The sequence below is a fragment of the Alishewanella sp. HH-ZS genome, from assembly GCF_001704375.1.
Classification (GTDB): Bacteria; Pseudomonadota; Gammaproteobacteria; order Enterobacterales; family Alteromonadaceae; genus Alishewanella; species Alishewanella aestuarii.
Genome location: NZ_LZEJ01000032.1, coordinates 14,444 through 32,697, shown reverse-complemented (window position 1 = coordinate 32,697; position 18,254 = coordinate 14,444). Strand labels below are relative to the sequence as shown.

At 49.0% G+C, this 18,254-nt stretch carries 14 protein-coding genes and 1 CRISPR repeat array (1 of these 15 cut by a window edge); of the genes, 2 read left to right on the top strand and 12 right to left on the bottom strand.

Annotation, left to right across the window (positions count from 1 at the left end; genetic code table 11):
- Positions 1-1,932: a CRISPR direct-repeat array (repeat unit 32 nt; unit sequence GTTTCAATCCACGCGCCTGCGTGAGGCGCGAC); it reaches 1,214 nt to the left of the window's first position.
- Between the two features lie 175 nt (positions 1,933-2,107).
- From cas2 to A9165_RS12530, 9 genes are all read right to left on the bottom strand, one after another.
- On the bottom strand, positions 2,108-2,401 hold the full coding sequence (gene cas2, locus A9165_RS12570; protein WP_065956134.1) for a CRISPR-associated endonuclease Cas2: 294 nt from the start codon (positions 2,399-2,401) through the stop codon (positions 2,108-2,110).
- Between the two features lie 13 nt (positions 2,402-2,414).
- Positions 2,415-3,431 (bottom strand): type I-C CRISPR-associated endonuclease Cas1c, encoded by a 1,017-nt coding sequence (gene cas1c, locus A9165_RS12565; RefSeq protein WP_065956157.1) that lies wholly within the window; start codon positions 3,429-3,431, stop codon positions 2,415-2,417.
- Positions 3,412-4,053 carry a CRISPR-associated protein Cas4 gene (gene cas4, locus A9165_RS12560; RefSeq protein ID WP_065956133.1) on the bottom strand — a complete coding sequence of 214 codons (642 nt, stop codon included), beginning with the start codon at positions 4,051-4,053 and terminating at the stop codon, positions 3,412-3,414. Before cas4 ends, cas1c begins: the two co-directional genes overlap by 20 nt.
- Positions 4,054-4,056: 3 nt before the next feature.
- Positions 4,057-4,350 (bottom strand): type II toxin-antitoxin system RelE/ParE family toxin, encoded by a 294-nt coding sequence (locus A9165_RS12555; protein WP_065956132.1) that lies wholly within the window; start codon positions 4,348-4,350, stop codon positions 4,057-4,059.
- Positions 4,347-4,547, bottom strand: coding sequence for an addiction module protein (locus A9165_RS12550; RefSeq protein WP_065956131.1), 201 nt, complete (start codon positions 4,545-4,547; stop codon positions 4,347-4,349). The genes A9165_RS12555 and A9165_RS12550 overlap by 4 nt, the downstream gene beginning before the upstream one ends.
- Before the next feature lie 85 nt (positions 4,548-4,632).
- Positions 4,633-5,487, bottom strand: coding sequence for a type I-C CRISPR-associated protein Cas7/Csd2 (cas7c, locus tag A9165_RS12545; RefSeq protein ID WP_218060740.1), 855 nt, complete (start codon positions 5,485-5,487; stop codon positions 4,633-4,635).
- Positions 5,474-7,420, bottom strand: a complete 1,947-nt coding sequence (gene cas8c, locus A9165_RS12540; RefSeq protein WP_065956130.1) for a type I-C CRISPR-associated protein Cas8c/Csd1 — start codon at positions 7,418-7,420, stop codon at positions 5,474-5,476. Before cas8c ends, cas7c begins: the two co-directional genes overlap by 14 nt.
- Positions 7,417-8,121: a type I-C CRISPR-associated protein Cas5c gene (cas5c, locus tag A9165_RS12535; RefSeq protein WP_065956155.1), complete on the bottom strand. Its 705-nt coding sequence runs from the start codon at positions 8,119-8,121 to the stop codon at positions 7,417-7,419. Before cas5c ends, cas8c begins: the two co-directional genes overlap by 4 nt.
- Positions 8,122-8,153: 32 nt before the next feature.
- Positions 8,154-10,622 (bottom strand): CRISPR-associated helicase/endonuclease Cas3, encoded by a 2,469-nt coding sequence (locus A9165_RS12530; protein WP_065956129.1) that lies wholly within the window; start codon positions 10,620-10,622, stop codon positions 8,154-8,156.
- Between the two features lie 302 nt (positions 10,623-10,924).
- Between A9165_RS12530 and A9165_RS12525 the strand changes: the two genes are divergently transcribed.
- Positions 10,925-11,872 (top strand): alpha/beta fold hydrolase, encoded by a 948-nt coding sequence (locus A9165_RS12525; protein ID WP_065956128.1) that lies wholly within the window; start codon positions 10,925-10,927, stop codon positions 11,870-11,872.
- Between the two features lie 7 nt (positions 11,873-11,879).
- The gene (locus A9165_RS12520; protein WP_065956154.1) at positions 11,880-13,013 is read left to right on the top strand and encodes an RNA polymerase sigma factor; all 1,134 of its coding nucleotides are present in this window, start codon (positions 11,880-11,882) and stop codon (positions 13,011-13,013) included.
- A 48-nt stretch (positions 13,014-13,061) separates the two neighbouring features.
- Here the strand turns inward: A9165_RS12520 and greA are convergent, their stop codons facing one another.
- From greA to carA, 3 genes are all read right to left on the bottom strand, one after another.
- Positions 13,062-13,538 (bottom strand): transcription elongation factor GreA, encoded by a 477-nt coding sequence (gene greA, locus A9165_RS12515; protein ID WP_008949905.1) that lies wholly within the window; start codon positions 13,536-13,538, stop codon positions 13,062-13,064.
- Entirely contained in the window at positions 13,535-16,756 is a 3,222-nt protein-coding gene (carB, locus tag A9165_RS12510; RefSeq protein WP_065956127.1) for a carbamoyl-phosphate synthase large subunit, read from the bottom strand. The genes greA and carB overlap by 4 nt, the downstream gene beginning before the upstream one ends.
- Before the next feature lie 161 nt (positions 16,757-16,917).
- The gene (gene carA / locus A9165_RS12505; RefSeq protein WP_008608790.1) at positions 16,918-18,042 is read right to left on the bottom strand and encodes a glutamine-hydrolyzing carbamoyl-phosphate synthase small subunit; all 1,125 of its coding nucleotides are present in this window, start codon (positions 18,040-18,042) and stop codon (positions 16,918-16,920) included.
- Positions 18,043-18,254: the final 212 nt, after the last annotated feature.

Below are 18,254 nucleotides of genomic sequence, written 5' to 3'. Positions count from 1 at the left end.
TGAGGCGCGACGGGTTCACCGCTTTAGCGATGGCTTGGGTAACAAGTTTCAATCCACGCGCCTGCGTGAGGCGCGACCATTTAAGCCGCAGTTAGTCGATGCCTGCCCGTGGTTTCAATCCACGCGCCTGCGTGAGGCGCGACTAAAGACGTTTTGCGCCGGGCTTATGCTCGCAAGGTTTCAATCCACGCGCCTGCGTGAGGCGCGACATAACCGCAATGCTGAAATCATTCGTGATTACGTGTTTCAATCCACGCGCCTGCGTGAGGCGCGACCCATAATATCTTCAATCAGCGGGTTAGTTTTGTCGTTTCAATCCACGCGCCTGCGTGAGGCGCGACACGGGTAGTAATGCCTGGCGCCAGCTGCGCTACCTGTTTCAATCCACGCGCCTGCGTGAGGCGCGACGGTGCTGGCAGGTGCTGGCCTGGGTACCCAGTTTGTTTCAATCCACGCGCCTGCGTGAGGCGCGACCCAAAGCTGGGCCAACTACCGGTATTGCAGCGGTCGTTTCAATCCACGCGCCTGCGTGAGGCGCGACGTGCTGATCATGTGGTACGTAAGCAGCCAGCCACAAGTTTCAATCCACGCGCCTGCGTGAGGCGCGACATTGCCAGAGCTGCTTTTTGCGCTAATGCGATACCAGTTTCAATCCACGCGCCTGCGTGAGGCGCGACGCCAGCTGAGGTAAAGATAATGCAATTTAGCAAGTTTCAATCCACGCGCCTGCGTGAGGCGCGACACTGGTGAACAACTCGCATTCGATGCGCAATACCTGTTTCAATCCACGCGCCTGCGTGAGGCGCGACCAGTACCAATCTGACGGATTCACAGGGGTTAAAGGGTTTCAATCCACGCGCCTGCGTGAGGCGCGACTCCTGTGCCGGAACCGCCCGACCCAGTGTTGAGGTTTCAATCCACGCGCCTGCGTGAGGCGCGACATTGGCGTAGATGATTGTCACTGCTGCCATAACAGTTTCAATCCACGCGCCTGCGTGAGGCGCGACTTGGATTCCAAGTAGCGCCGTTTATTTTTGGACCGTTTCAATCCACGCGCCTGCGTGAGGCGCGACCGTATCAACTCCATCCACATCTATCGTGGCGGAGTTTCAATCCACGCGCCTGCGTGAGGCGCGACCTTCCAAATACACGCAGCGCAGCGTTATCAAGCTGTTTCAATCCACGCGCCTGCGTGAGGCGCGACTAAAGACGTTTTGCGCCGGGCTTATGCTCGCAAGGTTTCAATCCACGCGCCTGCGTGAGGCGCGACGTTGTTTCATCATTTGCGCTCCATAATTAAAGATAGTTTCAATCCACGCGCCTGCGTGAGGCGCGACTACTGCGCTCCTGATATTCGTGCAGGTTATCCCGTGTTTCAATCCACGCGCCTGCGTGAGGCGCGACCAAATATTCCCAAAAACAGGGATATGCTTAGGGAGTTTCAATCCACGCGCCTGCGTGAGGCGCGACAACCGCACATTTGAACAGTCGGCAGTGGTGGCTCGTTTCAATCCACGCGCCTGCGTGAGGCGCGACCTGATGTTAAAGGCGTGACGATCACTTACCTTAGAGTTTCAATCCACGCGCCTGCGTGAGGCGCGACCTGGCCTTCTTATCAGCACATCGCCGATCAATGTGTTTCAATCCACGCGCCTGCGTGAGGCGCGACGTAACGACATGTGAATTTGACGCAGTGGTTGCAGTTTCAATCCACGCGCCTGCGTGAGGCGCGACAAAATCGTCAATCTGAGCGTCCGCTGTAGCCCTGTTTCAATCCACGCGCCTGCGTGAGGCGCGACCTATTGCCGTGTAATTAGGCGCAGCAGGCGAGCCAGTTTCAATCCACGCGCCTGCGTGAGGCGCGACCCGATATGTTGATGTTGACTTTGCAAAAAAAGTCGTTTCAATCCACGCGCCTGCGTGAGGCGCGACTGCCTTTGTGCAAAAGCGGGTGTAGTCTAACGCTAAAATGTATTTAGCGCTAACCCACAGAGATTATTCAAATAACGAACTTAAAGATACAACGGACTTACATTTAACTTTTAAATTCAGTTAGTAAGCCCGCCGCTAAAGATCCGGCTTTTTAAAGAGCACTAAGGGTTAGCGACTAGATGATGAGTGTATCGGCGAATAAATCAAGCGCGGCTTTTGCACCATGATGCTCTACTTTGCTGCGCCAGCTCTTACCCAGAATATAAAAGCGCAAGCTATCAACTTCCTCATCGTAAGTGGCTAAAAGCTCGGCTTTTAACCTTACCCACTGCGCAGGATCGATATCACACTCAAATACCGAGTACTGAACGCGGGTACCGTAATCCTGGCAAATTTTAGCGATACGCCTTAAGCGGGTTTTGCCATCTTCTGAGCTAAATGAAACGTCGTAGGTAATCAATACCATCATAAGGGTTAACCTGCTACTTGCTAAAAAAGGGAGGGTATTCGGCTAGATCACCGCGCAGGTGCCGCGCCATTAGCATGGCTTGAATATAAGGCAATAAACCAATTTCAACATCCTCTCCTAGAAAGGCATGCTTAATGGTTTGCTGTTTGCGGCTCTGGTATTCCTGCAGTACTAGTTTGCGGGCGTCGTCTTTTAGCTTTACTGCGCCACCAGCTTCTGTGACAAAATCTGTTGCTTTAAGTTGTTGCCGGTTCAGTAGGGTTAGCACTAAACGATCAGCGATAAAAGCACGGAACTCCTCCAGCAAATCCAGCGCCAGGCTGTCTCTGCCTGGCCGTTCCTGATGCAAAAAGCCAACCTGAGGGTCAAGCCCCACGCCTTGCAAAGCAGCACTAATATCATTGCTCAATACTGAATAAATAAACGATAGCAAGGCATTAATAGGATCAGTTGGCGGCCGCCGTACCCGACCACTAAAGTTAAAGTCTTTTGCGCTACCGGTAAGCAATAAATTAAATACAGAGAAATACCGCGCGGCTGCATCGCCTTCGTAGCCGCGAATTTTATCCAGGTTAGTTGCCAGATTTAATGTATCCAGAATATGGTTAAGTGCTGTTATCTGCGCGGTTAATTCAGGCAATACGCCATGGTTACGCTGCTGGCGCTGCAATACCTGTTTTTGCATCTGTATTTTTGCCGCTACGATATTGCGGGCAATAGAGTGTGGATCTTCATCCGCTTTGCGATACTGACTTCTGCGCAACAATACATTGCCGGATTGCTTGCCCTGAATTCGAGCTAGAAAGCGGCCATATTCAGTGAAAAATGCCAGATTTACCGCGTTTTCACCACAAAACCCCATAACTTGCGGCGAAACCATGACATTACCAAAACAAAAAATAGCCCCTATACCGTGAATAGGTAACTGCGCCACTTTCTGTTTATTGATATCAATAACCAGGGTTTCACGCTCTTTATGCAAATAAGCGCCCTGTGTATTGATATACAAACTATTCTGTAGTTTTTTCATCAGAATCATCCGTGGCAAAGAGTTTTTTTATATACTTGCGGCTGTTATCTTGTTGCAGCAGTTTAGGATTACATAAGTCATACAAACTACAGGCATGGCAGTGCTTGCCATATACTGCTTTGGGGGTTTGACCCGACGCCAGCATGGCTGCCACTTCGGCAATTACCTGCAAAGTACGCTGACGCAATTCAACACTAAAGGAAATTACCTGGCGATGCCGGGTTTGGTGATACCAGAGAGCGCCCTCTGACACCGTCTGTCCGGTCATTTCCTCTAAACACAGCGCCTGAGCACAAAGTTGAATTTCATCCCAATCACCGGGTTTGGGTTTACCGCGCTTGTACTCTACCGGGCATAATTTGCCGCTGGATAAATCACGCTCCACTAAATCCAGCTTACCAGTTACGCCCAGCTTAGGCGCTGCCACCTGCACACCACGTTCAAACCGCACGCCCTTGCGGGTTTCGGGTTCACCACCATCTACCCGCTCGTGCAGTAAGTTGCCTTGTGCAGTCAGAAAATTATCGGCCCACACTTGCTCGTTATGTATTAATGCACACTGGCGGGGGCAAAAAGCAAAGTGTTGTAACGCTGCGAGGGGAACAAGGCGGCCATCAATCATATTTTACCTGCTTTGCCAGCTAGCAGGCGCACGCCTGGCATGTAGCACCGCTAACACACTGATAAGCTGTTCGGTTTCAATAAAGTAAATGTAATAGGGAAAGCGTTGTACGACTGCGCGGCGAATGACACCGTACACCTGGCGGTATCGCTTTGGCATGCGCTGAATTGCATGCATTTGAGCATCGACACTGAGCAAAAATTCATGCCCAAGATTCGGCAGGCACAACTGATAATAGTCAAATGCTTGCTGTAAATCCTGCTTTGCAGCCTTGCGAATGACCAAGCGGGTGGTCATTGTTGGCTTATTTGCGCTTTAACACTGTCCCAACTTTCGCCTTGCTCCGGCTCCAATTCAAATTCCGCTAAGCGCTGCGCCAATACTTTACGTTGTGCGGTGGTCAGTTCGCTGGCATCAGCCTCGGCACGCACGCTATCCCATAACTGCTCTGCCAGTAAAATTTTTTCGCTGGCACTGAGTTCCTGAAGGTTCATACCACATTCTCCAAACTTTCGTTCATGTGCTTTAACTATAGCGTTTTCAGAGCCTGTTTGCTGCAGGCTCTGTTATTTAGCAAGATTAGAAGCCGTCTATTTCTTCAGCTGTCAAGTTATCCAACGCTGCTAATTGATAGCTACCGTCAGCATTCACGTTCAAAGATCTGTGTACTTTCGCCGACGAATATTGACCAGCCTTGCTGTTATGCTGCCACCAGATCACTTTTTCTACTGTCATAGACCCCTCTGGCCTGGCGGATGAAGCATCACCTTCAAATAATTTTGGCAAAATCGATTTCAGCGTCTGTGCGTCAGCATCACTAAAACCGGTTTTTTCCGCCAGTTGTGGCGACATAGCACCGTAAGCTACGTAAACGGCATTATCAACCCGATGCTTCATCCCCATTGTATCTGAACCTTTTTTACTGCCATCACCATCACCGCTGACACTTTTAGTTATTTGCGTACTGGTAATGCTTACCGGCTCAATACTAAAGGCAGATTGAATGCTAACTGGGCCACGGATAGGAATAGATACGCCGTCTTTTTCTTCGCTTTTAAAGGCAAACAATTGGCCAAAAGCACGAACGTCAAACCAAGTTTGACAGGCCAATTTTGCCGCATCTTCAGGTTTTGTTTTCTTGGCATTAAGTGCCTCTTTTCCTAATACGCCTTCAGCTCTGGCACGCAGGCTTGGGTAACCATCGGTTTTCTTTTCGTCCGATTGCACAAAAATAGCCTGGCCTGCATCTTGTAAGCGATCGCGGGTTTTGCGCTTTAAGCATACATCGGTAATTTCGCCAAAGCCGTCATAATCTGTCCGTGGCCGGTTACCATTTAACGGGTCGCCATTTGGGTTAGCGTTTTTTACTGAAAAAATAATGGCGAAATCGATTTTATTTTGTAAGCTCATGCTGTTGTCCTTATTCTGCTGCATCTGCGGTTTCTGCCGCATCTTTTTTACTGTTTAGTACTAAGCGCTGGCAGTGAAAACCCAGTAAAAACTCACCACTTAACGCTTTGTCTGATTTAAATTCTGTAGTTTCGAAAGCTGATTGAATGCTATCCAGCAAGTCTTGTCGTAGCTTCAAAAAGCCGGGGCTAACATTTTGCAAACGATGCATATAGGGCTTTAGTGCCAGCTCTAAATTGCGCCAGGTGGAAAACGGCCTGTCAGCAAAGCGTTGCATTAAACGGTCAGCTGTGGTGTTACGCTTTTCACCCGCTTTGTAAAGCGCATAGGATTCGATATTTTCAGCTACCGCCAATAAGCGGCCATATAAATAGTCCCGTGAGGTACTGGATTCATCTAATGCCATGGCATAGTCCTTTTGGTATTTAATATGAGGTGTACGTTTGCAAAAGCCTTTATAAAGCGCGCAGGCAATACCTAGGTTTTGCTCCCAGCGCCATGTTTCATCACTTTTGTAAGCTAATCGATTGGTTGCCCGTTTAATGGCATAGGTAACAATATCTACCGGCAAGGGCCTGCCTTCTACAATGCAAGGTAGCAGGCGCTCGGTAAGGTTTTTCTTCAGCGAATCAGTGCTTTTTAAAACATCACCGTAAACGGCATCCCAAATTTTATAAGGTGCAGGGGCGCAGGCCGACCAAATCGTTTTCTCGACAGCTTTACTTTTATTCTCACTGTTCAGCGTTATTTTATGCCGCTGCGGCCAGGCAAAATCCCGGTACCACTTTTCCAGTGAGCTTAAAAATTCTTCTGCTATCGTTTCGCGGTAGTAAATAATTCCCATCCGGCCGGGCGTGGCGGAATCCAACCCTAAAATGCAAATGCTCTCGTTGCGCTCCAGCTCCCCCTTACCTGTGCCTTTTAGATGACTTTTCAGGTTTAGCGCATAGCTTTGTCCTAGATCGAGCGAGTGATCTTTTTCGGGTAGGGTTTCGGCATTTAAGAGATCCCAGGGATCTAAGAATGGATTCGGTATTGTTTTGCCCGATACTGCCCAACTGACATAGGCTTGATCGCCATTGCGAAAGCTTTGCCGTGCCAGTAACCAGCGCAATGCATTATGTGCTTTTTGGGTCACATCAAAACTAACTGCCGCAGCCTGGCTGCTGTCAGTGAATTTGCCTCTAAAGGTAAAGCCGCTGCTATCATTGGCAGAAATTAATTTGGCTTTATCGCCACTGTGCCTTATTTTCGCCGGATGATTTGATGCTAAAACAGTTTGCTCACCTTTTACCAGGCATAATCCCGGCTCACCTCCATTTAAGCTGTCAAAATTAATCCAGCTTTGCTGAATGGCCGGATCAAGCCAGGTTTTTGATTGTGCAATGCCAGGCATTTCCACCGTCCAGCACACCAATGCAGAGCCTTGATCCAATGAACCTGCTTCCTTTGGTAAAACTTTGAATAACAAAGGTGCCTCTGCCGAAGATTGCCACTTTGTAAGTAAAATACCGTTCTCGGCGTGCAGTACGCCATGTTGCAGCAGATCAGCAACAACAGTTCGCTTACCAACATACCTGTGGATAGCACTAATCGCGGGTAAAACGAACTCAGAATTGCACCATCCGCTAAGTTGTTCAAAATAAAGCTCAAACCCTGCCTTTTTTAAACCACCAAATTGCTCATAGTCACCTGCTACATACTGAATCTTGTCTGCCAGAGCATGTGGTGCTAACCCACTTGCTCTGCCTGCTGACTGCTCTGTCGCTGGTAAAACCAATTGTGTTTTTTCCAGTACAGAAGCCCTGAGAAAAGCACCATTGCCGTCAATAACAATATTAATATGAGCGTTCTGCGGAGTATGGCTAACCGGCATTAACTGCTGTTCCTGCGGTAAATCTACAGAAAACTGCTGCGCCTGTTCATAAGTTTCATATAGCCGTGCTAACCAACTCATAATGCCGCCTCCAGCTCGTCTACAGCCTGTTGATTAACATCAAGCGCAAATTCTTTTGGTTGCATCTCGCGGACAAAGCGTTTGATCTGGCAATCTTCCGGGCGGGGAAAGGTAACAATACCGTGTTTCATCGTGGCGTGCCAAAACCGGCTATGTAATTCATTAACGCCGGTTTCATCAGGGTAGTCAAAGCCGTGAAACATTAAACCAAAGCTCAACTCGTCAATATTGTCATAAGCACCATCGCCCTCCCCAAATTCACATGGCTCAACGTAGGCCTGGCAATCACGAGTACCCAAAAAGATATCCTGCCGCCCGCCTTTTTCCAGCATCCGTGTCGCAATACTAAAATGCTTGCCGTCAATTCTGTCTTGCTCAAGCTCTGGCCGGTGCTCATTCCACTCGAAATGTGCTTCAACCTGATATTCAACATCATGCAAAAAGGTGTAAATAGCCAGGCTATTGCCCCCACCCCAGTTCAGCGGCTTAGTGCCTTTTGTTTGGGTGCGAAGTGGTTTAATCACTCTTACTCTGTCAACATACCACGTTAGCGTTGGCTTCCAGTAAATCGATTTTAGAACGCCCTTTAATGCCTCATAAGTTGGCAGATGGTAAGTGCATTTTTCACCGCCTATTTTAGTAATCGGATCGGTAAACAATGCATAGCGCCCTCGCAGACGAAAACTAATGCTGTTTTTCATTGGTTTTGTCGCCATTGTTATGTCCTTTTCAATTAGAAAACAAAGTTATGCTGCTCTGCACAAGGTTCTGTGCAGACGCCAAAATCTTCACTGTAAAACCGCTCATCAAGGTAGTAGACCCCCTCCCCATCAGCTATCTCGTAAATAGCTTTCTGTTGCTGAAGTTTTTCCCAGACATTTGGAAAGAGATTAACGCTGTATTTCTGTGACCTGCGCAGCAATTGGTAATAATTAGCCGCATCAAATTTTTTGTTTACAGCACAAAGATCAGTTATTAGTGCTTTACCTTCACCATGCGGAACTATTAGTGATTGTGTGGGGGCGTCTATCGCTTTAAAGGCTTTACCTGCTGTCATAAAAGCCTGATGCAAGGTCAGCGGTGTATTGCTAGAAGAGTTTCGTGCATTGACGCTTAGCAGGTTAAGCAAATCATTAGCGCCATTTGTAGCTGTTGCTTTCAGCGGATAACTCATTTCTTTACTGCGATCAAAAAAGTAATACTGAAAATACTGCTGCATGACTTCCGGTTTTAGGAAATCCTGACCTTTAAACTCGTTAAATATCCGCTTTGTGGTATCACGACCTACTTTTATGTCTGGCAGTAAATCAATGGTTTCTTTGGCTGGGTTAACGACATAAACCTGTGCCGTCTGTTGCCTGCCATTTCGATTACAACGGCCAGCGGCCTGTGCTAAAGAATCCAGCCCAGCCTGAAAACGGATAACAGACGCGAAATCCACATCGACCCCGGCCTCAATTAATTGGGTACTAAAACATAGTACCGGCAAACCAGCATCCAGACGCTGCCGCACCCTAGCAAGTAATAACTTACGGTGTACCGGACACTGCGCAGTACTGAGATGGATTAAGGCTTCTGTCTCAACTTGCTTTGTCTGCTGTACAGATTTAAACAGTGCCTGTGCCCAGTTTTTGGTATTAACAATAATCAGACAGCTTTGTTTTAACTGTAGTTGCTCAAGCGCCAGAGCGGCTATTTCTTCTAAAGACCAGCCTGCGACTGTTGTTTTATCTAGAATCTCTACCCGTTTTAACTGCTGAAACAACTCGCCTACATCAGGCACAAGCTCATTGCCGGTAGGTAGGTGCAACCTACCTTTATGCTCATTTTGGACCTGGTGTAACAAGGGTTGTGTTGCGGTGCAAAGCACTGCCGTTGTTTTACAATGCGCCGCAAGAAAATTAAGCGAGTTATTAAACAAATGGATGCAGTTAATTGGCAGGGCTTGGATCTCATCAAATACAATCACACTGTTGGCCAGTTGATGTAATCGCCTGACACCACGAGTACCACCGCTTAGCAAGGTTTCCAAAAACTGCACCATAGTGGTGAGTACGATAGGAGCGTCCCAGTTTTCACCTACCAGTTTGCTATGCCAGGTTTGCTGCTCCGGCTCCAAATTTGAGTGATGCTCTAAAACCCATGGTCTTGGATCATCATCACGCTGCAATACACTTCTTATCGCCTCAGCGTTTTGCTCAATAATTGAAGTGTACGGAATAATATAAAAAATCCGGTCCAATTGATGTTTTTTGGCGTGGTGTAAAGCAAAACGCAAACTGGAATAGGTTTTGCCGCCACCAGTAGGTACTGTAAGGCTATAGATACCTTGCGCATCAACAGCGCGTTTTAAGCAATTATCTGAGATTTGCTTGCGTATCTCATCCACGGTATTTCTGGTTTTAAGGGTAGTAACGAAGGTTTCAATACGTTGGCAAGCCAATGTCCAATCCGGTTTTAAATGGCGGTGCTGGCTGTAATCCGGATTTTCAAAATCAGCACTGTTTACCCTATCAGCGTCAATCAGGCTACTAAACAAAAATTTGGTGTAAAAGCCAAGGTTAAACGCCGCGACAATATCCCTATCATTAGATAAATCTATTGAAACTATTGACTTAAGTTTATTGACCATGGCTTTAATAAATTCAGCTGTCGCTATAGCTTCGACCGAGCTAATAACTTCAGCGTCAACAACCTGGATACACTCATGTAAATGAGTTTGCGCATCTGGCTTTTTTATTCTGGCGAGGAAACCCGCACCATTTTCTGAAGGCAAATTATCAATCAAGCCACTGTGGTGAGAGGCAATGCACAACGCCAAAATTTGCACTACGGCAGTAGCCAGCTTTTGATCTGTAGAATTTCTGTCAGGAAACGCTTTAAGCGCAATCGGAAGTAAATTTTGAAAAATCCACTGCGCTCCGGCTGATGAATGATCAATTTTGCCTTTCAAGCTTTTTGAATCAACATCATCCAGATCAGGATCATAATTAGCGCCCAATTCACGGATAATAAGCTGCATATAATCTTGGAATGCTTTGCTGTACTTACCGAGATCATGCAAAAGTCCAATTAAAACTCCAACATCCTGAGCACCTATTTTGGCTGCATACTTAGCAGCCAAATGCCCAACTTCGATTAAATGAGTTTTAACGCTTTGATGAGCGGAGCCAATTTTTGCTGGATGCGCAATAAAAGCCACTGTGCCTTTCCTTGTGGTTAAATTAATAGTCCTTGATTATCAACATCAGCTATTAGAAATTGATTTAGCGTTCATCAAAATCCAGATAGCGTCTTTCAAATGTTATACACCTACTCTACCCTACTTACCCAGAATAACAACACTGTACAAAAACACCTGTATTATTAATATACACATACAACGCAAGTTTATGTTTTAAATGACAAAGTAAAAAACATAAAAATTATTATAGATTTTTTGTCACACCACGGTGAGCTGCGGCGACTTGTTAAGGTAACCCCTACTTAACCAAGGATATCGCCATGACAAACCCTAAGCAGCCAGCCAAAAGCACCCTTGTTGACAACAAAGCCGCCAAAGCCAAACCTGGCTTTTGGGTACATTTCGCCATTACCATGATTATTATCGGAGGCGTTATTTTGCCGCAGTTAAAAGCCGCCGACGTCGAAACCATACCCAGTTTTCAAGTCGAGGTGATAGGTGAAGGCAAACCGGTATTACTGATCCCCGGTTTAATGTCTGATAGCCGGATATGGCAGCATACTGCTGCAGCTCTAAAGCAGGATTATCAGTTGCATCTGATTAGCGTGGCTGGTTTTGCCGGTACACCGGCCATTGCGGGCGAACTGTTACCGCGGTTAAAACAGGATTTATTGCAATATATTGCAACGCAACAACTGCAGCGGCCGGCTATTGTCGGTCATAGCCTGGGCGCTTTTTTGGCATTCTCACTGGCGAGTAGTGCACCTGAGCAAATAGGTACTGTGGTCGCGGTCGATGGCTTGCCCTATATCGCACCCATTTTTAGCCGCAATCCTGCGACCCAGGTTGCCGATATGCAGCAACAAGCGTTGCAAATTAAAGCCTATTATCAGCAACTAAATAGTGAACAACTTAAAGCCGGTGCGGCGCAGGGTATTTTTATTCAGGCCAGGGCGCCAGAGCATCAGCAACTGGTACTGGAGATGGCCGCCGCTTCCGACTCAAATAGCGTTGGCCAGGCGATGTATGAACTGCTCACCACGGACTTACGCCCTGAGGTTGCCGCCATTACCAGTAAAGTCTGGCTGTTGGGAGCCAGTGGTGCCCTGCCCGCTGCGCAACAGCAACAAGCCGCCGCCCTTTATCAGCAGCAAATTGCCGGCATTGCTAATGCCACTCTGCTGATGAATACTAATAGCCGCCATTTTATGATGCTGGATGAACCAGAGTGGTTTATCAGCACGCTGCGTCAGGCGTTACAGGAGTAACATGATTATGTCGGTTAGCATAGAACAACAATTACAACCCGATGTTAGCGCTGCCATCGCCGGCGATATGCAGGCCTTTAGCCGCCTGGTGCGGCGCTGCCAAAATGGTATCAGCAGTATTGCACTGGCGATTGTGAAAGATTTAGACGCCAGTGAGGAAGTCTGTCAGCAGGTATTTATTGCTGCCTGGCAGCAACTGAACAGCCTGCAAAACCCGGCCAGCTTTTTGCCCTGGCTGCGCCAGATCACGCGCTATCGCGCCTATAGCTATCTGCGCGAACAACGGGATGCACAGACCGAGCGCGGTACTGACGCAGAAGCCTTGCTGGAGACTTTTGCCAGCGACAGCAGTCCGACAGACGAATTACTGCGCAGCGAGCAGGCCACGCTGATCCGTAATCTGCTGGATGAGCTGCCGCCGGAGAGCCGGGAAATCGTACTGCTGTTTTACCGTGAAGAACAAAATAGCCAACAAGTTGCCAGTTTATTAGGGCTGACTGAGGCCAATGTCCGGAAAAAACTGCAGCGGGTTAGGGAATTGCTAAAAGAGCAGCTATTAGCCAGATACGGCAAGCTGATTTTAAGCACGGCACCGGGTGTGGGCCTCAGCAGTGCTGTGCTTAGCGCTTTACTGGTCGGTAGCCCACCCGCAGCTGCCGCGACCGCCAGTGCCATGGCAGCACAGAGCAGCGGCCTGGCAAAATTTGGCTGGCTATTTAGTGGGGCGCTACTTGGCGCGCTCGGCGGCATGCTCGGTGTGTTGCTGGGGATGCGCGCGCCACTGAAAAATGCCGCCAGTGATCACGAGCGCAGTCGCTTATTGCGTTATCGCAATCAGGCTTTGGCTTGGGTTGGCCTCTCAGGCTTACTGCTGGCTGCCGCATACGAATTTACCGCCGGCGCTATAGCTCCGCTGCTGGCCTTTGGCCTTTTTATGACCGGTGTGGTTTATCTGCAACTTCGGGTATGGCAAACCATTAAACCGCGCTTATTGGCAAAAGCCGCACAGAGTGCAGCAGCAAAACGGCAGTATCGCAATAATCTGCTCTGGTGTTGGTTTGGGATGCTCGGTGGTGCGACAGCCGGCTTTGCCGGCTTGATAGCTGGGCTAGTTAAAAACGGCCGCTGGTTTTGGGGATAAAAAAACGCCGGCATCAGCGCCGGCGTTTTTTAAGTAACCAAGCTTAACTTACAAATACTGCACTGCAGTGATTTCATATTCAACCACGCCTTTAGGCGTCGTAATATTAACCACTTCATCAGCTGTTTTGCCAATCAGGCCACGGGCGATCGGTGAATTCACCGAAATCAGATTATTTTTAATATCCGCTTCGTCATCACCGACAATCCGGTAGGTCACTTCTTCATCCGTATCCAGATTCAGAATGGTGACGGTAGCGCCAAAGATCACCTTGCCGCTATTTGGCAGCTTGGTCACATCAATGATTTGCGCATTGGACAACTTGGCTTCAATATCCTGGATCCGGCCTTCAATAAAACCCTGCTGTTCGCGGGCGGCATGATACTCAGCGTTTTCTTTTAAATCGCCATGCGCACGCGCTTCGGCAATCGCCAGGATCACCGCCGGGCGCTTTACCGTTTTTAGCTCGTTCAGTTCAGCGCGCAGTGCTTCTGCGCCCTGAACTGTCATCGGGATCAAACTCATCCGTTAACTCTCTTATGCAATTCCTGTACAGATACGACATTAGCAAAAGCACTGGCCGCATTGGCTTTTACCGTAGCAAAAGCGGCATTCAGCGTTGTCGTGTAGTTTACCTTATGCTGTAAGGCGCCACGGCGCAGCATTTTGGAATCTTCAATGGCCTGGCGTCCTTCGGTGGTATTCACCACATAGCTATATTCACCGTTTTTAATCCGGTCCAGCATATTCGGACGACCTTCGAACACTTTATTAACTACACGGCACTCAATACCGGCTGCTTTTAACGCTGCCGCCGTACCGCCACTGGCATCCAGTTCAAAACCAGATTCCACCATACGTTTAGCTAACTCAACCACGCGCACTTTATCGCTGTCGCGTACAGAAAGCAAGGCACGGCCACCGGTCGGGATCACAATGCCACAGCCCAGTTCCGCTTTGGCAAAGGCCTCTTCAAAGGTATCGCCGACGCCCATTACTTCACCGGTAGAGCGCATTTCCGGACCAAGGATCGGATCGACGCCCGGAAACTTGTTAAACGGGATCACCACTTCTTTTACCGAGAAATACGGCGGGATAATCTCTTTGGTAATGCCCTGCTCTGCCAGCGAACGGCCTGCCATGCAGCGGGCACCGACTTTGGCTACGGCTACACCGGTCGCCTTCGATACGAACGGCACGGTGCGGGCGGCACGCGGGTTGACTTCAATTAAATACACTTCGCCGTCTTTGACCGCAAACTGGGTATTCATTAAACCTACGACACCAAGCTCTAACGCCAGCTTTTTCACCTGCTCGCGCATCACATCCTGTACCGCCTGCGATAAGCTGTGCGATGGTAATGAACAGGCCGAGTCACCTGAGTGCACACCGGCTTGCTCGATATGCTCCATAATGCCGCCAATCACTACCTCTTTGCCGTCACAGATGGCATCGATATCGACTTCAATGGCGTCATCCAGGAAGTTATCCAGCAACACCGGCGAGTCATTCGACACACTTACCGCTTCGTTCATATAACGGCGCAGGTCTTGCTCGTCATAAACGATTTCCATCGCCCGGCCACCCAGTACATAAGACGGGCGCACCACCATCGGGAAGCCGATTTCCGGTGCCTTGGCAATGGCTTCTTCCAGGCTGGTCACGGTGGCGTTTTTCGGCTGCTTTAAGCCCAGGCGGGTTACCGCTTGCTGGAAGCGCTCACGGTCTTCGGCGCGGTCAATCGCATCCGGTGAAGTACCAATAATTGGCACGCCGTTCGCTTCTAAAGCGCGGGCTAATTTCAGTGGCGTTTGGCCACCGTATTGCACTATTACACCCTTTGGCTGTTCTTTGCGCACAATTTCCAGCACATCTTCCAGCGTAATAGGCTCGAAATACAGACGGTCTGAGGTGTCGTAATCGGTAGAAACGGTTTCCGGGTTACAGTTCACCATAATGGTTTCATAACCGTCTTCGCGCAGCGCTAACGCCGCGTGCACACAGCAATAGTCAAACTCGATACCCTGGCCGATACGGTTCGGGCCACCACCGATAATCATAATCTTATCGCGGTTGCTCGGTGCCGCTTCACACTCTTCATCATAAGTGCTGTACATGTAAGCGGTGTTAGAGGCAAATTCAGCAGCACAGGTATCAACCCGCTTATAAACCGGGTGAATATTGTAGCTGTAGCGCTTTTTGCGCACTTCAGTTTCGCTGACGCCAAGCACTTCAGCAATGCGTTTGTCGGCAAAGCCTTTGCGTTTTAAGCGGGCAATCCGGGTTTCGTCCAGCGCAGCAAAGCCGTCGACACTGAGTGCCTGCTCTTCTTTGACCAGATCTTCAATTTGTACCAGGAACCAGGGGTCGATTTTGGTCAGATTAAAGATCTCGTCCATACTCATGCCAAAACGGAAGGCATCGGCGATATACCAAATACGGTGCGCGCCTGGCTCCCGCAGTTCACGGATAATCTTTTCTTTGGCTTCCGAGGCATTGATATCAATAATCGGGTCTAAACCTGAGACACCGATCTCTAAACCACGCAGGGCTTTTTGCAGCGATTCCTGCTGGTTACGGCCAATCGCCATCACCTCACCCACTGATTTCATCTGGGTAGTTAAGCGATCGTTGGCACCGGCAAATTTTTCAAAGTTAAAGCGCGGCACCTTGGTAACTACGTAATCGATACTTGGCTCGAATGACGCTGGGGTAACACCACCGGTAATATCGTTGGCCAGTTCATCCAGGGTATAACCTACCGCCAGCTTGGCAGCGACCTTGGCGATTGGGAAGCCAGTGGCTTTTGAGGCCAGTGCAGATGAGCGCGATACGCGCGGGTTCATTTCGATAATGACCATCCGGCCATCAACCGGGTTAATACCGAACTGCACGTTCGAACCACCGGTTTCGACGCCGATTTCACGCAATACCGCCAACGAGGCGTTACGCATAATCTGGTATTCTTTGTCAGTCAGGGTTTGCGCCGGCGCTACGGTGATCGAGTCACCGGTGTGAACGCCCATAGGATCGAAGTTTTCAATCGAACAGACGATAATGCAGTTATCGTTCTTGTCGCGCACCACTTCCATCTCGTACTCTTTCCAACCGATTAACGATTCGTCAATCAGCAGCTCTTTGGTCGGCGACAGGTCCAGACCACGGGTACAGATCTCTTCAAATTCTTCACGGTTATAGGCAATACCACCACCTGAACCACCCATGGTGAATGACGGGCGGATAATACAAGGGAAACCGATCGTTTCCAGTACCTGATAGGCTTCTTCCATCGAGTGGGCTAAACCAGCGCGTGGACAGGCTAAACCGATAGAGCGCATCGCTTTATCGAAGCGGCTGCGATCTTCAGCTTTATCAATGGCATCAGCAGTAGCGCCAATCATTTCAACATTGTATTTCGCCAGTACACCGTGACGCTCTAAGTCCAGCGCACAGTTCAGGGCAGTTTGCCCACCCATAGTAGGCAGTACAGCGCATGGACGTTCTTTTTCGATAATCTTTTCTACTACCTGCCAGTGAATTGGCTCGATATAGGTGGCGTCGGCCATTTCCGGATCGGTCATAATGGTGGCCGGGTTAGAGTTCACCAGAATAACGCGGTAGCCTTCTTCTTTTAAGGCTTTACAGGCTTGAGCGCCTGAATAGTCGAACTCACAGGCCTGGCCGATCACGATAGGGCCAGCGCCTAAGATCAGAATACTTTTTAGGTCGGTACGTTTTGGCATTGCAGTAGATCTCCGTAATTCTTTCTTTGCTTATCCCCTTCATCCTTGAAGATACGGGGGTGTTGGCTGCCTTCTCTTACCCCAGTCACATAGTATCCTATGCTCCTGGGGATGCGCTCAGTTGCCGCCTACCCGTATCTCCAATGATTTTGGGTATAGACTTAGGCTTTTTGCATCAGCGCGATAAAGTGGTCGAACAGCTCTGAGGCTTCGTGCGGGCCGGGGCTCGCTTCCGGGTGGCCTTGGAAACTGAATGCCGGTTTATCAGTACGGTGGATCCCTTGCAGGGTGCCGTCGAATAACGATTTATGGGTAGCGCGTAAATTGGCCGGTAAGCTGGCTTCTTCTACCGCAAAACCGTGGTTTTGCGCGGTAATCAGCACCCGTTTGGTGTCAAGGTTTTGTACCGGGTGGTTACCACCATGATGGCCTAATGCCATTTTTACCGTCTTAGCGCCGCTGGCCAGGGCCAGTAACTGATGACCTAAGCAGATACCAAAGATCGGAATATCGGTCTCTAAAAAGGCTTTAATGGCTTCGATGGCATAGGTACAAGGTGCCGGGTCACCCGGGCCATTAGATAAGAAAATACCATCCGGGTTTAAGGCCAGTACGTCAGCGGCAGGGGTTTGCGCCGGTACTACGGTCAGTTTACAGCCGCGGTCCGCTAACATACGCAGGATATTGCGTTTCACACCAAAGTCATATGCTACGACATGGAAGCGCTCGGCGGCAGCGGCCTGATGGCCCACGCCCAGCTGCCAGCTACCTTCGGTCCACTGATAAGGTGCGCTGACGGTGACTTCTTTTGCCAAATCCATCCCCGATAAACCCGGAAAGCCTTTGGCTAGTTGCAGTGCTTTAGCTTCATCCAGGTTATCACCGGCCATAATACAGCCGTTCTGGGCGCCTTTTTCACGCAGGATCCGGGTTAATTTGCGGGTATCGATATCGGCGATGCCGAGAATATTGTTGTTTTGTAAATATTGACTAAGAGAGAGTTGGTTGCGGAAATTGCTGGCTAACAGCGGGAGGTCACGGATGATTAGGCCTTTCGCCCAAATCTTGCCGGATTCCTCATCTTCCTCATTGGTTCCGGTATTGCCGATATGAGGATAGGTAAGAGTCACAATTTGTTCTGCGTATGAGGGGTCAGTTAAAATTTCCTGATACCCGGTCATCGAGGTGTTAAATACTACCTCACCAACAGAAACTCCTTCGGCGCCAATGGCTGTACCGCGAAATACGGTGCCGTCTTCCAGTACGAGCAGGGCGGACTTAGTCAAAATAACCTCCAAACAGCAAAAAACGGGCGAAAACCAGTGGCGTTTTACAACCCGTTTTGACCTAAAATTCTGATACCCGTATTTACCGTGCGCTAACAGTTCCCGGTAATGATAACAAAACCAGGACATCTTCCAGCGTACGGGCAAACCTGCTTATTTTAGGTGATAAGCGCTAATTTGGCTATGACTATTTTTTGTTTTTACAAAAATAG